At 40.9% G+C, this 18,732-nt stretch carries 16 protein-coding genes and 1 pseudogene; 10 read left to right on the forward strand and 7 right to left on the reverse strand.

Annotation, left to right across the window (positions count from 1 at the left end; all coding sequences use genetic code 11):
• Positions 1-32: 32 nt before the first annotated feature.
• The 6 genes from hemE to NSQ76_RS05630 all read left to right on the forward strand — a co-directional run bounded on the left by hemE (position 33) and on the right by NSQ76_RS05630 (position 7,817).
• Entirely contained in the window at positions 33-1,091 is a 1,059-nt protein-coding gene (gene hemE, locus NSQ76_RS05605; protein WP_341052909.1) for a uroporphyrinogen decarboxylase, read from the forward strand.
• 32 nt (positions 1,092-1,123) lie between these two features.
• Positions 1,124-2,062, forward strand: coding sequence for a ferrochelatase (gene hemH / locus NSQ76_RS05610; protein ID WP_024426557.1), 939 nt, complete (start codon positions 1,124-1,126; stop codon positions 2,060-2,062).
• A 22-nt stretch (positions 2,063-2,084) separates the two neighbouring features.
• The gene (gene hemY / locus NSQ76_RS05615; protein WP_044333704.1) at positions 2,085-3,497 is read left to right on the forward strand and encodes a protoporphyrinogen oxidase; all 1,413 of its coding nucleotides are present in this window, start codon (positions 2,085-2,087) and stop codon (positions 3,495-3,497) included.
• Between the two features lie 173 nt (positions 3,498-3,670).
• A complete protein-coding gene (locus tag NSQ76_RS05620) occupies positions 3,671-4,249 on the forward strand; it encodes a TetR/AcrR family transcriptional regulator (protein WP_024426555.1) in 579 nt (192 codons plus the stop codon).
• Between the two features lie 64 nt (positions 4,250-4,313).
• A complete protein-coding gene (locus NSQ76_RS05625) occupies positions 4,314-6,623 on the forward strand; it encodes a YhgE/Pip domain-containing protein (protein ID WP_120207470.1) in 2,310 nt (769 codons plus the stop codon).
• Between the two features lie 144 nt (positions 6,624-6,767).
• Positions 6,768-7,817, forward strand: coding sequence for a M42 family metallopeptidase (locus NSQ76_RS05630; protein WP_025093349.1), 1,050 nt, complete (start codon positions 6,768-6,770; stop codon positions 7,815-7,817).
• Between the two features lie 34 nt (positions 7,818-7,851).
• Here the strand turns inward: NSQ76_RS05630 and NSQ76_RS05635 are convergent, their stop codons facing one another.
• Both NSQ76_RS05635 and yhfH read right to left on the reverse strand, forming a co-directional pair.
• Positions 7,852-9,141, reverse strand: a complete 1,290-nt coding sequence (locus NSQ76_RS05635) for a cation:dicarboxylate symporter family transporter (protein ID WP_024425470.1) — start codon at positions 9,139-9,141, stop codon at positions 7,852-7,854.
• A 339-nt stretch (positions 9,142-9,480) separates the two neighbouring features.
• The gene (gene yhfH, locus NSQ76_RS05640; RefSeq protein WP_008359029.1) at positions 9,481-9,618 is read right to left on the reverse strand and encodes a protein YhfH; all 138 of its coding nucleotides are present in this window, start codon (positions 9,616-9,618) and stop codon (positions 9,481-9,483) included.
• 156 nt (positions 9,619-9,774) lie between these two features.
• On the opposite strand from yhfH, the gene NSQ76_RS05645 reads away from it, so the two are divergent.
• The 3 genes from NSQ76_RS05645 to NSQ76_RS05655 all read left to right on the forward strand — a co-directional run bounded on the left by NSQ76_RS05645 (position 9,775) and on the right by NSQ76_RS05655 (position 13,236).
• A complete protein-coding gene (locus NSQ76_RS05645; protein ID WP_172881705.1) occupies positions 9,775-10,518 on the forward strand; it encodes an MBL fold metallo-hydrolase in 744 nt (247 codons plus the stop codon).
• 2 nt (positions 10,519-10,520) lie between these two features.
• A complete protein-coding gene (locus NSQ76_RS05650) occupies positions 10,521-11,510 on the forward strand; it encodes a lipoate--protein ligase (RefSeq protein ID WP_024425472.1) in 990 nt (329 codons plus the stop codon).
• A gap of 172 nt (positions 11,511-11,682) precedes the next feature.
• A complete protein-coding gene (locus NSQ76_RS05655) occupies positions 11,683-13,236 on the forward strand; it encodes a fatty acid--CoA ligase family protein (protein ID WP_025093351.1) in 1,554 nt (517 codons plus the stop codon).
• An 81-nt stretch (positions 13,237-13,317) separates the two neighbouring features.
• On the opposite strand, the gene NSQ76_RS05660 is transcribed toward NSQ76_RS05655, so the two are convergent.
• Positions 13,318-13,725 (reverse strand): hypothetical protein, encoded by a 408-nt coding sequence (locus NSQ76_RS05660; protein ID WP_024426550.1) that lies wholly within the window; start codon positions 13,723-13,725, stop codon positions 13,318-13,320.
• 177 nt (positions 13,726-13,902) lie between these two features.
• Here NSQ76_RS05660 and NSQ76_RS05665 point away from each other — a divergent pair, with 177 nt between their 5' ends.
• The gene (locus NSQ76_RS05665) at positions 13,903-15,186 is read left to right on the forward strand and encodes a M48 family metallopeptidase (protein ID WP_341052920.1); all 1,284 of its coding nucleotides are present in this window, start codon (positions 13,903-13,905) and stop codon (positions 15,184-15,186) included.
• 46 nt (positions 15,187-15,232) lie between these two features.
• Here the strand turns inward: NSQ76_RS05665 and NSQ76_RS05670 are convergent, their stop codons facing one another.
• The 4 genes and pseudogenes from NSQ76_RS05670 to NSQ76_RS20940 all read right to left on the reverse strand — a co-directional run.
• The gene (locus tag NSQ76_RS05670; protein WP_341052922.1) at positions 15,233-16,378 is read right to left on the reverse strand and encodes a serine alkaline protease SapB; all 1,146 of its coding nucleotides are present in this window, start codon (positions 16,376-16,378) and stop codon (positions 15,233-15,235) included.
• 386 nt (positions 16,379-16,764) lie between these two features.
• Positions 16,765-17,349 carry a histidine phosphatase family protein gene (locus tag NSQ76_RS05675; protein WP_024426547.1) on the reverse strand — a complete coding sequence of 195 codons (585 nt, stop codon included), beginning with the start codon at positions 17,347-17,349 and terminating at the stop codon, positions 16,765-16,767.
• A 61-nt stretch (positions 17,350-17,410) separates the two neighbouring features.
• Positions 17,411-18,022: a methyl-accepting chemotaxis protein gene (locus NSQ76_RS20935; protein ID WP_404841197.1), complete on the reverse strand. Its 612-nt coding sequence runs from the start codon at positions 18,020-18,022 to the stop codon at positions 17,411-17,413.
• Positions 18,023-18,166: 144 nt separating this feature from the next.
• Positions 18,167-18,706, reverse strand: a pseudogene (locus tag NSQ76_RS20940) (protoglobin family protein); the annotation flags it as partial.
• Positions 18,707-18,732 lie beyond the last annotated feature (26 nt).

Consider the following 18,732-nt stretch of genomic DNA (forward strand, 5'->3'; position numbering starts at 1 on the left):
AGAGTATAAGGCGAAAGGTGGAATGAAAGGTAATGGGAAAAACGAAGGTTTTTAATGACACGTTCTTAAAGGCGTGTAAAGGGGAAAAAACAGACCATGTACCAGTGTGGTATATGAGACAGGCAGGACGCTCACAGCCTGAATATCGTGCCCTTAAAGAAAAATACGGGCTATTTGAAATTACGCATCAGCCAGAGTTATGTGCTTATGTAACAAGACTTCCTGTAGAACAATATGGTGTAGATGCCGCTATTTTATATAAAGATATTATGACCCCGCTTCCGGCTATTGGAGTGGACGTAGAAATTAAAAATGGAATTGGACCTGTGATTGATGCACCGATTCGATCTAAAGCAGATATTGAACGTCTTGGGGAACTTCATCCTGAAGAAGACCTGCCATATGTGCTTGATACCATTCAGCTTTTAACGAAGGAGCAGCTGAATGTTCCGCTTATCGGTTTTGCTGGCGCACCATTTACGATGGCAAGCTATATGATTGAAGGCGGTCCATCTAAAAATTATCATAAAACAAAGGCGCTGATGTACAGTGATCCTGAGGCGTGGATGCTGCTCATGAACAAGTTAGCTGATATGACGATCACGTACATACGTGCGCAGGTAAAAGCCGGGGGCAGCGCATTTCAAATTTTCGACTCATGGGTTGGTGCTTTAAATGCAGCAGATTACCGGACATTCATTAAGCCTGTCATGCAGCGAATTTTCACAGAGCTGAAGTCTGAAAACGTCCCGATGATCATGTATGGAGTTGGTGCAAGCCATTTAGCGAAAGATTGGCATGACCTGCCGCTTGATGTGGTTGGACTGGATTGGCGTATGAGTGTAGACGAAGCAAGAAAAGAAGGGCTCACAAAAACGTTACAGGGGAACCTTGATCCAACTATTTTACTTGCTCCTTGGGAAGTCATTGAAGAGAGAGCAAAAGATATTTTAGATCAAGGAATGAAATCAGATCACTTTATCTTTAACTTAGGTCATGGGGTATTTCCAGATGTTTCACCAGATACGTTAAAGAAGCTGACAGATTTTATTCACGATTATTCAGCGAAACATAAAAAATCATCCATCTAAACTATTTCAAATGATCTGAAGGAGTGTTGGTTGTGGAGAAAAAGAAAATGGGACTTCTTGTCATGGCATATGGCACCCCATATAAAGAAGAAGATATTGAGCGTTATTATACACATATCCGTAGAGGCAGAAAGCCGGAGCCAGAGATGCTGCAAGATTTGAAGGATCGCTACAAGGCAATCGGCGGTATTTCTCCTTTATCAAAAATTACCGAACAGCAGGCAAATGGTTTGTGTGATCATTTGAACGACATCCAAGACGACATTGAATTTCATGTCTACATTGGCTTAAAGCATATTGAGCCGTTCATTGAGGATGCAGTTGCAGAGATGCACAAGGACGGCATCACAGAAGCAGTGAGTATTGTTCTTGCGCCGCATTTTTCAACCTTTAGCGTGAAATCGTATAACAAGCGTGCACAAGATGAGGCAGACAAGCTTGGCAATCTGAAGATTACGTCTGTGGAAAGCTGGTACGATGAGCCGAAGTTTGTGGACTATTGGGTGAAACAAGTGAAGGATACGTATGCATCAATGAGTGAAGAGGAAAGAGAATCAGCCGTACTCATTGTGTCTGCACACAGCCTTCCTGAAAAGATTATTGCAGCAGGAGATCCATATCCTGATCAGCTCGCACAATCTGCCAAAATGATTGCAGAAGGTGCAGGAATTGAACATTATGAAATTGGCTGGCAAAGCGAAGGCAACACGCCTGATCCATGGCTTGGACCAGACGTTCAAGACTTAACACGGGACCTATTCGAACAAAAAGGCTATAAAACGTTCGTATATGTGCCTGTTGGGTTTGTCGCTGACCATCTTGAAGTGTTATACGACAACGATTATGAATGTAAAGTCGTGACAGATGAAATCGGTGCAGCCTACTATCGACCAGAAATGCCAAATGCGAAACCAGCATTTATTGATGCCCTCGCAACTGTCGTATTAAAGAAGCTTGACGAAAGCAAGTAATTATATAAAAGAAGGCGATCCTATGCATGACAATCAAAAACACCTTGTCATCATTGGCGGTGGCATCACTGGTTTAGCCGCCGCCTTCTATTTGGAAAAGGAAGTCGAAGAAAAAGGTCTTCCCATTCAAATATCTCTTATTGAAGCGAGCCCTAGGCTAGGTGGAAAAATCCAAACATTATATAAAGACGGCTACATCATTGAACGTGGGCCTGATTCATTTTTAGAAAGAAAGGTCAGTGGACCGCAGCTGGCGAAGGATGTGGGTCTCGCAGATCAGCTCGTCAATAATGAAACAGGGCAGGCGTATGTACTAGTCAATGAAACCCTTCACCCGATGCCAAAAGGCGCTGTCATGGGTATTCCAACTCAAATCAGCCCATTCATCACAACCGGTCTTTTTTCAGTTGCAGGAAAAGCGAGAGCGGCAATGGATTTCGTCTTGCCAAAAAGCAAGCAAACAGAAGATCAGTCGCTCGGTGAATTTTTTAGAAGACGTGTCGGTGATGAAGTAGTTGAGAATTTAATCGAACCTCTTCTATCAGGCATTTATGCAGGTGACATTGACCGTCTCAGCTTAATGTCCACCTTCCCGCAGTTTTATCAAACAGAACAAAAGCATCGCAGTTTGATTCTTGGGATGAAAAAATCACAGCAGCATGCGAAAGCGCAGCAAGTGACAGCGAAAAAACAAGGGCAGTTCCAAACGATCAATCAAGGACTTCAAGCGCTTGTTGAAGCAGTAGAAAGCAAGCTTAAGCTGACAACGATTTATAAAGGGACAAAAGTGAAGCAGATTGAAAAAACAGATGGGGGCTACGGTGTGCAGTTAGACAGCGGTCAAACGCTTTTTGCTGATTCAGCCATTGTGACAACTCCGCATCAATCAATCTATTCCATGTTTCCAAAAGAAGCGGGGCTTGAGTACTTGCATGATATGACATCTACTTCTGTTGCAACGGTTGCACTCGGTTTTAAAGAAGAGGATGTTCATAATGAATATGACGGTACTGGTTTTGTCATCTCAAGAAACAGTGATTTCTCTATTACAGCCTGTACGTGGACGAACAAAAAATGGCCGCATACAGCTCCTAAAGGAAAAACGCTATTGCGTGCTTATGTAGGGAAGGCTGGCGACGAATCAATTGTCGAACAGTCAGACCATCAAATCGTCAGCATTGTGCTGGAAGATTTAAAGAAAATTATGGATATTAAAGCAGATCCAGAACTGACGACAGTGACTCGCTGGAAGACGAGCATGCCGCAATATCACGTCGGTCATCAAAAAGCCATTTCGAACATGCGAGAAACGTTTAAGCAATCATATCCTGGTGTTTATATCACAGGTGCTGCTTTTGAAGGTGTCGGAATCCCTGATTGTATTGATCAAGGAAAAGCTGCCATTTCAGAGGCTGTATCTTATCTATTTTCATAAAACTAACTCCCTTTTCTATCAAGGAAAGGGAGTTTTTCATGCTCGAATAATTCAAAAAGAGTTGTGAATCATAAAAGTGAACAAAGTTGTTGCATCTGGAGAAAAGGATATGGTATATTACTTTCTGTACTTAATGACCAAAACGTTCAAATAGTCATTTTGGGAGTGAGATCATGAGTGTTGATAGGAGACAAATGATTTTAGACGGGGCTACGAAGGCATTTACTCAATTCGGGTATAAAGCCACCACAATGGACCTTGTGGCGAAGCTTGCCAACGTCGGAAAAGGAACCATTTATACCTTTTTCAAAAACAAAGAAGAGCTGTTCGATGAAATTTTTACATCCCTTTTAAGTGAGATGAGGAAAATTGCGGATGAAGCAATGGATGAGGAGAAAAGTTTCTCTGAAAACCTTCATTTAGCACTCTTTGCAATATTGGAATTTCGAAAAAATCACCAGCTCACAATCAAAATCTTTCAGGAAAATGCGAAGCTTGGCACGTCAGCGGTCAAGGAAATGATTGAGAAGATGGAGCAAATGATCATTCGCTATATTAAAACGAAAGTAAAAGAAGCGATTGATAAAGGCGATATTAAGCCATGTGATCCTGAATTGACTGCATTTGTGATGGTGAAACTATATATTGCACTTATTTTTGATTGGGAAAAGCGATACGAGCCTTTAACAAAAGAAGAGGTGGCCGAGTCGCTGGAGCTTTATGTACTCAAAGGACTTTTAGCAGCAAGATAATTTTTTTTAAGTTCAAATGACCAAATTCTAAATTTAGTCATTCATCTATGGGAGGAAAACAGCAATGAATTTAATTCGGAATCAATGGAAAGACATTGTGACGAGCAAAAAACTACTGATCCCGATTTTCGCTGTCTTATTTATTCCGCTGATTTACAGCGGCGTGTTTTTAAAAGCGTACTGGGATCCATATGGTACAGTTGATCAATTGCCTGTAGCAGTTGTCAACTTGGACGAAGGCAGTCATTATGACGGAAAAACACTGCATGTCGGCGATGATTTAGTGAAGGAATTAAAGAAAAATGATAATTTCAAATGGAACTTTGTCGATAGTGAAGAAAAAGCCTTGAAGGGATTAAATAACGAGGATTATTATCTCGTCGTGGAAATACCAAAGGATTTCTCGAAAAATGCAAGTACAGTCCTTGATAAACATCCGAAAAAATCGAATCTGAAATATTATACGAATCCAGGCGCCAACTATGCGGCGTCACAAATTGCGAATAATGCCATTATCAAATTAAAAGATTCGGTTTCAAAGGAAGTCACAAAAAATTACGCAGAGGTCATTTTTGATAACTTCAAAACGATTGCAAAAGGCTTAGATCAAGCAAGCGATGGTGCGAAGAAAATTGATGACGGAACAAAAGATGCAAAAGATGGCAGTAACAAGTTAAAAGAAAATCTAGCAAAATTGGCTGAAGGAACGTTAACCTATAGCGAAGGTGTTCATCAGTTTGCTGGTAAAATGGGTGAACTGAACACAGGGATACAATCTCTTGACAGCGGTCTTGGCCAGCTCTTAACAGGCTATCAAACCATCGATCAGAAATTTGGAGAGCTTGGTACAGGGATTGATACATTGACTGAAGGGCTAAACACAAGCCGCGAAGGTCATCAGCAGCTCGCTTCTAAAATGCCGCAATTTACAGCGGGTATTGAGCAACTAAACAACAAAGCACAATCTTTTTCAGAAAAAATTGAAGCAGTAGAAAAAGTCTTGTCGTCACCAGAATTAGCGAATCTTGAAAAGATGGCGCCTAAACTTGATCAGGTGAAAAAAGACGCAAAAACGTTTAGTACAAAACTGGCTTCATTAAAAGAAGCGTTATCGAATCGAGATGCTAAAGTAAAAAGCATCATCCAAAACAGCTCAATGACAGATGAAGAGAAAAAGGCGGCAATGGATCAGCTTGACAGTCTGCCTAAAATCGAACTGCCTGATCTGTCTGGACTTGAACAAAGCTTAGCGGCCTTGCAGGAACTGCCTGATGCTAGTGAGGTTCAATCTGCGGTTGCTTCTGCAAAAGCTCAGCTGCAGCAAGTCAAACAGCTGCCAAAGAAAACGGAACAGCTGTACACGTCTACAGTCGCGATACAAAATGCAATTGATCAAATGACATCAGGTACGAATAAATTGTATCAAGGTGCACTGAAGCTCCAAACAGGTCAAGGCCAATTACAAGATGGTCTGCAAACAGCAAATGGAAAGCTTGATACAGCGAAAAGCGGTGCAGATAAGCTTGCGAATGGTTCAAGCCAGCTTAGTGCAGCGTTAAATAAGCTGGAAAGTGGTTCAACGAATATCCAAAGCAACACATCTAAGCTTGCTGAAGGCTCAAAATCACTCGATAAAGGATTGGGAGATTTAAAGAGCGGTACAGGTAAGCTGTCCGATAAATTAAAAAGTGCCGCAGATGAAACAGGAGAAATTGATGCGGGTCAAGACAATTACAATATGATTGCCAGTCCCGTGAAAACAGAAAATGATACAGCGAAAAAGATCGATAATTATGGTACAGGGCTCACACCTTATATTTTATCGATGGGACTCTTTGTAGGGGCTCTCATGCTCACTGTTGTATTCCCAATGAAAGACCCTGCTGGACGCCCTAGAAATGCGTTTGAATGGTTTTTCAGCAAATATAGTGTGCTCCTCTTTGTCGGTATCCTGCAAGCAGTTATTGCAAGCTCCATGCTCATCTTTGGGCTTGGTCTTGAGGTGGAAAGCCTCTGGCGCTTCTATCTCTTTGCGATTATCGTCAGTCTGACATTCTTAGCGATCATTCAGCTGCTGGCGACAACTATGGGGAACCCAGGACGCTTCATTGCCGTTATTATCTTGGTTCTTCAGCTCGCAGCAAGTGCTGGTACATTCCCGCTTGAGCTTGTGCCGAAATTCTTCCAAGTCATTCATAGTCTGCTTCCAATGACGTATACCATCAACGGATTTAGAACGATCATTGCAAGCGGTGATGACAGCTATTTATGGCACCAAGCAGCGATCCTTGGAACAGTTGCGATCATCATGATGGCAGCAACAACAGCATACTTTGCTTGGAACGTAAGAAAAATGAAACAGGACGAAGCTTAATCTATGGAATCCTTTCTCTTTATAGAGGAAGGATTTTTCATTTGAAATTAGACATCTCGAACCTGAAGCGATATATTTTAAGAAGAGATGCTGAAAAAGGCATACATGGAAGGAATTGCTTTCAGACAAAGGAGGAAATGCCGAATGACAACTGAAGTAAACGAAACCGTTCAGCTGATTCAAAAGCTCGTATCAATTCCAAGTCCATCAGGCAATACAGAAAAAGTGATCGGCTTTGTTGAACGTTTTTTACAAGATTTGAATATTGAGACAAAACGAAATCGAAAAGGCGGATTAATTGCCACCATCAAAGGGACAGATGACAAAGAACACCGCATGCTGACAGCTCATGTTGATACGCTCGGTGCGATGGTTAAGGAAATTAAATCAAATGGACGGCTTCGTCTTGCACTCATTGGAGGCTTTCAATATAACTCAATTGAAGGCGAATATTGTGAAATTGAAACAGCATCAGGCCATACATACACAGGGACCATTCTTATGCATCAAACATCCGTACACGTCTATGCGGATGCTGGAAAAGCGAAACGAAATCAAGAAAATATGGAGATTCGTCTCGATGAAAAGGTGAAAAATGCAGACGATATCAAAGCACTTGGCATTCAAGTAGGGGACTTTATTTCATTTGATCCGAGAGTGGAAGTGACGTCTTCAGGGTTTATTAAATCAAGACATCTTGATGATAAGGCAAGTGTTGCGCTGCTTTTGCGTCTCATCCACCGGATTCAAAAGGAAAAGATCACATTGCCGCATACGACGCATTTCTTAATTTCCAATAATGAAGAGATTGGCTACGGCGGCAACTCGAATATTCCAGAAGAAACAGTGGAATATCTAGCTGTAGATATGGGTGCGATCGGTGACGGTCAATCAACAGATGAATATAGTGTATCGATTTGTGTAAAGGATTCGAGCGGCCCTTATCACTATGGATTACGCAAGCATTTAGCTGCATTAGCAGAAGAGAACAACATTGATTACCGCCTTGATATTTACCCTTATTATGGCTCTGATGCATCAGCAGCCATTAGAGCAGGGCATGATATCATTCATGGACTGATTGGTCCTGGTATAGACTCCTCGCATGCTTTTGAAAGAACACATGAAGATTCACTTATCCATACAGCGGATCTCCTTTACTACTATGTTCAATCACCATTAATCACAGCATAAAAAAAGAACCCCTGATAGATGGGGTTCTTTTTGATTAGCTTGAAAGCTGTGTTGGCTCAGGTGCCTCTTGTCCAGTCATCACACGATGTCCTTTTTCAGGGTCATACTGCCCTTCCCATTTAGACATGACAACAGCTGCAAGTGCATTTCCTGTTAAGTTTACAACTGTCCGCGCCATATCCATGATACGGTCCACACCTGCAATAAATGCAAGACCTTCAGCAGGTACACCGATCGTTCCTAATGTCGCGAGTAATACAACAAATGAAGTACCAGGAACGGCAGCCATTCCTTTAGATGTAACCATCAGCACAAGAACTAGTGTAAGCTGCTGGACGATCGTAAGGTCAATGCCATATACCTGTGCAAGGAAAAGTGCAGCAATGGCTTGATACAAGACGGAGCCGTCCAGATTAAATGTATAACCGATTGGGATAACGAACGAAACAATGCCTTTTGGACATCCGATGCGCTCCATTTTATCCATGACTCTTGGTAAAACTGTTTCAGAGCTGGATGTACTAAAGGCAAGAAGCATTTCGTCTTTCATGTAAGCAAGAAATCTGAAAATATTGACGCCAATCATCTTTCCGATAATTCCGAATACAACGATAAGGAAGAGAGCGAGCGCAAAATAAACAAGACCTACAAGCTTACCTAATGAAATAAGAGATTCAAGACCAAATTTTGATACGGTCACACCAATGAGTGCAAATACACCAAATGGTGCAGCTTTCATCACAACATTGACGACATGGAACATGGCATGTGATACACCCTCGAAGAAGGCGAGCACTGGTTTACCGCGTTCCCCAATCGCTGAAACGCCAAGTGCAAATAGCACAGTGAAGAAAATAATCGCAAGCAAATCACCTTCCGCCAATGATTGGAAGAAGTTCGTTGGAACGATATGAAGGAACGTATCAGCAACTGATTTGCTGCTTTGCTCTTTTTCCGTTTCAACATACTGGCTAATATCTTGTTTTTCTGCATGTCCAAAGTCAACGCCTGCACCAGGTTGTACAAAGTTTGCAAGGACAAGACCAAGGACAATCGCAAATGTTGTGATAATTTCAAAATAAAGAATGGTTCTAAAACCTAGTTTCCCTACTTTTTTACCATCACCCGCACCTGCAACACCTAAAATTAAGCTGGATACGACAATTGGTATGACAATCATCTTGATGAGTCTTAAGAAGAAGTCTCCAATTGGTTTTAAGTATGTCTCGACACCTGGGTTACCGAAAAAGATTGCCCCAACAACGACACCGAGAATAAGACCGATTAGGATTTGAGTAGCCAATCCAAATTTTAATTTTTTCATAGATTTCCTCCCTAACATATTCATTAAAGGAATATTCCCATCATATTAAGTTTTAATATATTAATTAAAGTATAACTAAAATTAAAGAGGTTCGTCCACGATAAAATTATATTAAGAAAATACAAAATTGTTAGAAAAAATAGACATTTAGAACCCCCTTCATTGCTTCGAGTCAATAAAAAGTGTCTTCAGAACTAAAACTCATCATATGAAAATACTAAAAAACCCTTTTGTGACAGGGGTTTTACCTTTTTACCTATTTTTCAGAAAAAATAAAAAGCACTTTTGACTCCAACTGACGAAGGAGGAAAAAAGTGCTTTTTTATTCAATTTATTTCCTTATTTAAGATAACTTACTTGTGAGCATTCCTCACATTCATTCCCATAACACTCGTGCTGTTCCATTAAATCATTTCCACATTTTGTGCATTTTTTTGAGGGCAAATTTCTAAAAAACTCTGTGATTTTTCCTAGCATTTGTCATCCTCCTATACGTTTTGTTGCTATTATTGTATTATAACAGATTAATAATTGTCAATCTGTTTTGTAACAATAGGCAGGAAGAATGCTTTTTTCATGAAAAATGGGTATATTGTAAGAAGGGGATTTTTAGAAAAGGAGGGAAAAATGACGATGAAATTAACCGTAATTGGATGCTATGGAGGGTTTCCGGCAGCTGGTGAAGCGACATCAGGCTACCTTTTTGAATCAAATGGCTTCAGGCTACTTATAGACTGCGGAAGCGGTGTTCTTTCAAAGCTTCAGCAATACATTGATATAGAAGAACTAGATGCTGTTCTCCTTTCTCATTATCACCACGATCATATTGCAGATATCGGACCACTCCAATATGCGAAGCTAGTGGGATATCATTTAGGAAAAAGCAGCGGCCCGCTTCCGATCTATGGACATACTGGTGATCAAGAAGCATTTGGACGGCTTTCTGATGATGTACATACAAAGGCAAAGCCTTATCAGCCGGAAGAAGGGATTCAACTCGGACCCTTTCAAATTGATTTTTTGAAAACGGTTCATCCAGCAGAATGCTATGCGATGAGAATTCAGGCAGAAGATGCTGTGGTCGTGTATACAGCAGACTCAAGCTATCAGGAGGCATTTATTCCATTTAGCAAGGGGGCAGATCTGCTCATTGCCGAAAGCAATTTTTACGCTGGACAAGATGGATCAGGTGCTGGACATATGAACAGTACGGAAGTAGGGAAGATTGCAAAGGAAGCAAATGTTGGGGAACTCATCATCACCCATCTGCCCCATTTTGGCCGTCATAAAGACCTAGTCAATGAAGCACAGGCGTTATATACTGGCAGTATACAGCTTGCCCATTCAGGGCTTAGATGGAACAAGGAAGGAAGATAGAGATGCTGTTTATCGATAACGAACAACATTATGATCCAATGATTAATTTGGCAATTGAAGAATATTGCTTAAAATATTTAGATCCAGAAGAAACGTATTTGCTGTTTTACATTAATCAGCCGTCGATCATTATCGGAAAGAACCAAAATACAATAGAAGAAATCAACACAAAGTATGTGGAAGACAACGGAATCAAAGTCGTACGCCGCTTATCCGGCGGTGGTGCAGTTTACCATGACAAAGGGAACTTAAACTTCAGCTTTATCACAAAAGATGATGGAGACAGCTTCCATAACTTTAAAAAGTTCACAGAGCCAGTCATCAAAGCGCTTGAAAAGCTGGGCGTTAAAGCTGAATTGAGCGGCAGAAATGACATCATGGCAGATGGACGCAAAATTTCTGGAAATGCCCAGTTCGCAACAAGAGGACGTATTTTCAGTCATGGCACACTTCTATTTGATTCAGAAATTGAGCATGTCGTTTCGGCTTTAAATGTGAAAAAAGAAAAAATTGAATCAAAAGGCATCAAATCGATTAGAAGCAGGGTTGCCAATATTAGTGAACTGATGGATCAAAAAATGACAACAGAAGAATTTAGAAAAATTCTTTTAAGCTACATTTTTGATACAAATGGGGACGTGCCTCAATATCGCCTGACTGAAAAGGATTGGGAAAAGATTCACGAAATTTCTCGAGATCGCTATCAAAAATGGGAATGGAACTACGGCCGTTCACCGAAATTTAATTTGCAGCATTCTAAGAGATTCCCTGCAGGCTCCATTGATTTGCGATTAGAAGTGAAAAAAGGGATGATCCAGGATTGCAAAATCTTTGGTGATTTCTTTGGCGTAGGGGATATTGCCGATATTGAGAAGCGGCTCATCGGACAGCAATATGATCGTAAAACGATCAGTGATGTCTTAGAAGATATGGATATGCGCCACTATTTCGGCAACGTATCAAAAGAGGATTTTCTTGATTTGATTTATTAATTGCGGGAAAGCACGGCTAGAGATAGCAGTGCTTTTTTGATTGAAGGAAATGAAAGCGATTTACATTTGATCTTGTGGATTTTTTCGATTGTCTATTATAATAGAAAGGAGGAATGTTCGGCCATAAAATGAATGGTCATTCATTCATTGATGACATGTAAGGGGTGGGAGAATGGATTTGATCAAAAATCTTCAGCAGACGGCGATGACGAAGGGAGAAAATATCGCACTGATCTTTGAAGGAAAGAAGTGGACCTATCGAGAGCTGATGACAAGTATCGAGCGTTTTGCAGATGGATTAGTCAACGAAGGGTTTCAAGCTGGGGATCATATCGCGCTTATTTTAGGAAATTCACCGCATTTTGTCATTTCTTTTTTTGGCGCATTAAAGGCAGGGCTTGTCGTTGTACCTATTAACCCAACGTATACACCTAGTGAAATTGGATATATGCTCATCACAGGCGATGTGAAAGGTATTGTGGCGCCTGAACAGCTTCTGCCAGTTTACGAGCAGGTGTATGAGCAGCTTCCGTCCATTGAAAGAGTCATTATTTGTGCAGAAAATGAATCGGCGTGCAGATCAAGCTTCAAGGAAGTATCTGATCGACTTGTTTTCTTTGGAAAACTTGTGTCAGGTGCTGCGAATGAAAACGTACATCCTTCCATTCAGCCAGATGATACTGCTGTTATTTTATTTACATCTGGCACGACAGGAAAACCAAAAGGTGCCATGCTGACTCATTTCAACCTTTATTCAAATGCCAGAGATGTCGCTGAGTATTTATCGATTGATAAAAAGGACAAGGTTATTGCCGCTTTACCAATGTTCCATGTATTTTGTTTAACAGTCTGTATGAATGCACCGTTGATTCATGGTGCGACGATTTATGTCTTGCCGCATTTCAGCCCGTCAGAGCTTTTGCGCATGATGGAAAAAGAGAAGCCAACGCTATTTGTTGGAGTGCCCACCATGTATAACTATTTGTACCGCCAGGAGGGGCATGAGGAAGCGATGTCATCCGTGAGGATCTGTATATCAGGTGGTGCCTCAATGCCTGTTGCCTTACTCCATGGCTTTGAGAAAAAATTCGGTGTTACGGTCCTTGAGGGCTATGGGCTATCAGAGGCATCTCCAGTGACTGCATTCAATCCTCTTGACGGAAAAAGAAAACCAGGTTCTGTCGGGACTGACATTATGAATGTGAAGAATAAAATTGTGAATGAACTAGGAGAAGAAGTCGGTCCAAATGAAGTCGGAGAGCTGATAGCAAAAGGGCCAAACATCATGAAAGGCTATTATCAAATGCCAGAAGATACAGAAGCTGCACTAAGAGACGGCTGGCTGTATACTGGCGATTTGGCGAGAAGAGATGAAGAAGGATATATTTATATTGTCGATCGGAAAAAGGATATGATTCTTGTTGGCGGTTATAATGTTTATCCAAGAGAAGTAGAAGAAGTACTCTATCAACATGAAGCTGTAGCAGAAGCCGTTGTCATCGGTGTGCCAGATCCGAACACGGGAGAGGCAGTCGTCTGTTACATTTCCCCTAAGAAACATGCTCACATCAATCAAGAAGACATCATCACACATTGTTCACGCTATTTAGCAAAATATAAGCAGCCCCAAACGATCCATTTCATAGATGATATTCCTAAAAACACAACAGGTAAAATTTTAAGAAGAGCGCTAAGAGAAAAGTATCAAGCAGAAGAAAGTAAATAAAAAAAGGGGGTCTCTGATGAAGAGACTCCCTTCGCATGTAGACAAATCCTCGCAATTCAAAGTTTTCTCTCAAAGATCATTTTAGCTCTTTTGAATGGCTTCTTTTAACTGTCTCTGAAAAGAATTCGACTGTTTTTGATTCAGTTCATAAAACGTTCCATCAACTAAAAAAACGACCTGTGATCGGTTGGTCCAAAGCTGGAAGGTGGTGCCGTTTGTTCGTCCGAACATCACCTTGGCGATATAATCGGGCTTTTTTAAATTTTTCTTGAGATGATTGCTTGTTTGTTTGCCTTTATTTAATTCTTCGATTAAATCTTCTACTGTGTCCTTATCATCTATTTCATAAGAGATGGATTCATTCGCAGGTGAGAGCAGCAATTTTTCAGCTCGATTCTCATCAAAGATTTCGCTCGTCCGGCTGAACACATAAAAGAAGGTAATTAATAAAAGTCCAAAAATCACAACTCCTGCAAGGATTTTCTTCATTTTGATCCTCCAACTTACTGTTTTACATGTAGCTTCTCCGATTTTTGAGTCGCATAATCATTTTTTTCGCGAAAGCTTTTTCTGATGGGGCATGCTATGATGGAGCCACATGAGACAGGTTCTAAACGAAAAAATGCATGACTAGAATAGAGAGAGGGATGGAAAGGAGGCTGACCTGTGCGAGTACGTAAATGGACGGCTCTTGCAACGGTAGCATACATATTGTACGGTCTTTTTATTTATTCGTATCTGTTTCTAATGGGGGATTCATCGGTACCTGAAAGTGTAAAAGGGACAAGTGCAGATCCGCATACCTTTATGACAAGTCATGAGCTTGTGATCAGCGAGAATTTCTCGAATATACGGAATCTGCTGTATTTCATAACCATCCCATTAGATTGGTATGTCTTTTTCCTTTTGCTCATTTCAGGGTTTTCACGGAAAATAGCAGATTGGAGCCTGGCAGCAGCTCGTTTCAAGTTTTTAAGCAAACTTGTGTATGTGTTTGTGCTGTCACTTCTAACAATGATCATTTCATTGCCAATTAAGTGGATTGGCTATCAGCTGTCTTTGCACTACGGAGTATCTGCACAAAGTACGGCAAGCTGGTTGAAAGATCAAACACTGGATTTTTGGATTCAATATCCGCTCCTTGCCCTTTGTGCTATTGTGTTCTTTTGGCTGATTCAAAAGAGAAGAAAACGCTGGTGGCTGTATGCGTGGTGTTTGACAGTCCCAGTTACGCTGTTTCTCTTCTTTATACAGCCGGTCGTCATTGATCCGTTATATAACAATTTTTATCCACTAAAGGATCAAGCTCTAGAGAAGAAAATATTAACGCTGGCAGACAAAGCGCATATTCCGGCAGATCATGTATATGAGGTCAATATGTCTGAGAAAACGAATACGATGAACGCTTATGTCACAGGAATTGGTGAAAATAAGCGTATTGTCTTATGGGATACAACACTGCAAAAGCTGAAAGACCAAGAAATTTTATTTATCATGGCGCATGAAATGGGACATTACGTCATGAAACATGTCTATATTGGATTAGCAGGATATTTAGTGTTGTCATTGGCCGGATTATTTGCGATCGACCGTCTTTATTTCTATCTTTATCAAAAAGGCGCAGCCACATTTCGTCTCAAGGTGTCACACGACATTGCTGCTCTTCCGCTTCTTTTAATCATCGTATCGATGCTGTCATTTGCAGCTTCACCTTTTACAAATGCAGTGTCAAGGCATCAAGAACGGGCAGCCGACGAATATGCGGTGAACATGACAAAAGACGGGGAGGCAGGCGTAACGTCTTTTCAAAAGCTTGCAAAATCAGGGCTGTCCCAGGTAAATCCACCGTTTTTAGTGAAGATCTTCCGCTATGGACACCCAACCATGATGGAGAGAATCATGGATATGGAAAAAGCGGCGGAAAAAGAGAAAACGCCGAAAAAGCAGTAATAAATAAAATCCGGCTGGATCAGCCGGATTTTTTTATCACACTTGGTTAGTTAGAAGCAGCTTGAACGTTGATTAACCCTTTTCCATAATAGAATGAGTCACCAAGCGGTGTCGCTGTATTTTCTAAGCGCTGGCGAACCTGTGAATTTGTTAGGTTCGGGTTTTTAGAAAGAATAAGCGCTGCTGCTCCTGCTACATGAGGAGACGCCATAGATGTACCAGTATAAGAAGTGTATCCACTGCTTGGCACTGTACTTAAAATAGAAGTACCAGGTGCAGAAACATCTAATTCAGGACCTGCGCTAGAAGATGAGTTTCTGACATTGTTACTGTTTACATTGGCAACAGCAATTGTAGACTCGTATTTGGCTGGATAGCCAACTGTACTTCTAGAGCCACTAGAGCCTGAATTACCTGCGGCGGCAACAACAACGACTCCGCGGCTGTTTGCTGTATCAACGGCATTTTTAAGTGCTGTTGAACCGCTTGCTCCGCCTAAACTCATATTGATGACATCCATGTTATTGGCTACAGCCCATTCAATACCGCTAATAATCCAGCTGTATTGTCCGTCGCCATTGCGGTCTAATACTTTCACAGCATATAGGGAAGCGCTTGGAGCGACCCCAAGAACACCAATTGTGTTATCAAGGGCAGCAATGGTTCCAGCTACGTGAGTTCCATGTGATTGAAAGTCTTGGGTGGCATTTGGCTCTGAAGGGACGAAGCTCGCACCGCCTGCAACATTTAAGTCAGGGTGTGCAGCGTGGATTCCAGTATCAAGGACAGCTACTTTGACATTATCACCTTTATAACCTTGAGCGTGTACAGCTGGAGCTTTGATTTGAGGGATTCCATAAGGGACGGTTTGTGCATATGCTTCTGCTTTATGGTCTTCTTCTACGTAAGCAATGCTAGGGTCATGTTCAAGTTTTTTGGCGGCTTGTTCGGACATTTTCACTTGTGCAGCATTAATGAGGCGGTATTGTTTTTCTAGTTTTCCACCATTTTGAATGACAGCTTGTTTCTTAGAGCTGTTTGTGGTGGCAGAGGCTTTAAAACCAACAATATAGCTTTTTTCACTATCTGTTTTGGAGACCGTCTCGGCATTTGCCATAGAGCCTCCAAACCCTGCTGAAAACAGAAGAGGGACAGCCAATAAAACACTTGTCATCACATTTTTCTTTTTCACGCACATTCCACATCCCTTTTTCTTATTTCAGAATAATCATCCGTAGTCTATAAGAATGATCCGTTTGATTATTCTGTATATTCAGTTTAAGGGAAGTAGGCAAATAAGAGTAGACCCGAATTTTTGTGAAAGTCCTAGCGAAAATTGGGGAATTAAGTCACTTGGAACTGGTGGTAAAATATGTTTATTCTATCATTTCAGCGATGATCTATTAAAAAGGGAGTGTGCTTTTTTTCTCATGATCCATTTCCGGTTAAATATTCGATACCCGAAAAGCCATAAAATAGGTAGAATCGTCTAGCATCTATTTCGAATTTCGATATAAAAAAATATTATTTTATCATTGTTTTTGCCATAAAAAAGAACCTGCTAAGATAACAGGCTCTTTAAGAAGGGGCGGATTGAGTTAAATGGCTGACCACGTTGTAATCACGGACCTTCCATTTACCATCTGACCATTCCACATAATTTAAGCAAGCATTAACAAGTCTCGTGTTCTGTAAACCCATATGTTCATCAGCCAAAGTGGTGAGTAAAGCATGGATAGCAGCGCCGTGAGCCACGATCAGGACATGTTGATCTGGATAGGCGGCTCTGACTTTCTCAATACCTTCTAGCATTCGGTTTTGAATCGTCTCAATTGGTTCCATATTTGGATATTGTTTATCTGGAAACAGCTTTTGACGCTCCTCAAACGACATGCCTTCAGCGTCACCATAATCTCGTTCTATAAAATCATCCATGATGACAAGTGGGGCATGGACATGATTTAAAATCAAGTGTGCCGTTTCTTTTGCCCTTGTTAGTGGACTGGAAATGACAACATCCCAATGGACATCCTTTAAGTAAAGTCCAGTTTGTTCAGCCTGCCATTTCCCTGTGTCGTTTAAAGGGATATCTGTTCGTCCTTGAATTCGTTTCGCTGCATTCCAATCTGTTTCCCCGTGTCTGACTAGGCAAATTGTTGTCAATCAAATCCCGCCTTTTCTATCTTTTCTTCTATTATACTAAAGCAGAAGAAAAAAGACTGTATTAGCGATTTGTCAGGCTTGTTAAGGATTCGACAGAACTTGCGACTTGAGACACCGTTTGTTTGACTTCCTTCAATTCGTTTAGGAAGGTCTGAAGGTCAATTTCAATTTTTCCGTTTTGGTTTTTGCTTAAGTTCATGCTGCTGACGATATCATCAAAGAGTGAATTGATTTGTGTCATTTTTTCTTTACTGTCTGTCACAAGTAAATTCACGTCCGCAATGTGCTGAGAAACAATGGCGATTTGTGAATTAGTATTGTTGACAAGTTCAGATACAGTTGAAACCGTTTTCTTGGTGTCCTCTGATAATTTGCGTACCTCGTTTGCAACGACAGCAAAACCTTTTCCGTGTTCACCTGCTCGTGCAGATTCGATTGAGGCATTTAAAGATAACAAGTTCGTCTGCTCTGCAATGCCTGTGACAATCCCAAAGATTTGTTCAATTTGTTTGGCGATTTCTTCAAGGCGTTTAATTTCTGTTTCAATCTTTGTCATGCTGCCATCAATTTGGTTCATTTGTGTTTGCTGAATTTCTAATTCTTTTTTACCGCCGATTGATTTTTCTTCGACCTGGGCTGAAATTTGTGTTCCAGCTTGTGACATGTCCGCCATCTCATCCGATTTTGAGACAAGCTTGTCGACTGCACTTGTTGTGTTTGAGAAGAGCGAAGCAAGTGAATTTGAAGTCTCTGTGATTTTTGTATGAAGCTCCTGCTGCTGCTCTTCTGCTTCATCACGAATTTTAGAATATTCATTTTGGAATGTATCTAGGACAAGCTGCTGCTCTAAATTTAAAATTTTCGTCGTCGCTTTGACCGCTGTCTGATATTCTTTGAAATCTTGGATATGGTTAGCGAATAAATCCATAATGGATAGCAGAAGGTCTTGGAATGCTGCCATGTACCATTTAGGCTGGAGCCCAATCCGTAAATGAACTTGCGCGATTTTAATGCGTTTTGCCACATAGGCTTCGTCAATCACACCTGCAAACATTTCACTAATATGAATGCGGAGTGTTTTTTTCAAACGATCGACAGAACTATTGTCTTGAATGATATGCATCAAGGAAGACTCGACTTCTAAATTTTTATAAAACTTATCAACAATATGTGCAATATCATTCTGAACAATTGGATTGAGCTGTTTTAATATCAATAGGTCATGCTGCGTCAGGTCAATCATTTTGATTTGTTTGGCGATGTCCGTATTGTTCGAGAAGTTGATTCGTTTTATCCCATCATCCTGCTGTGTGAAAAAAGCAGTGTTTTTTCTTTTCGGTTCTTTTTTAAATAACAATGTGTTTGTCCCCCCATAATCATCAA

Source organism: Bacillus sp. FSL M8-0256 (assembly GCF_038005765.1).
GTDB lineage: Bacteria > Bacillota > Bacilli > Bacillales > Bacillaceae > Bacillus > Bacillus safensis.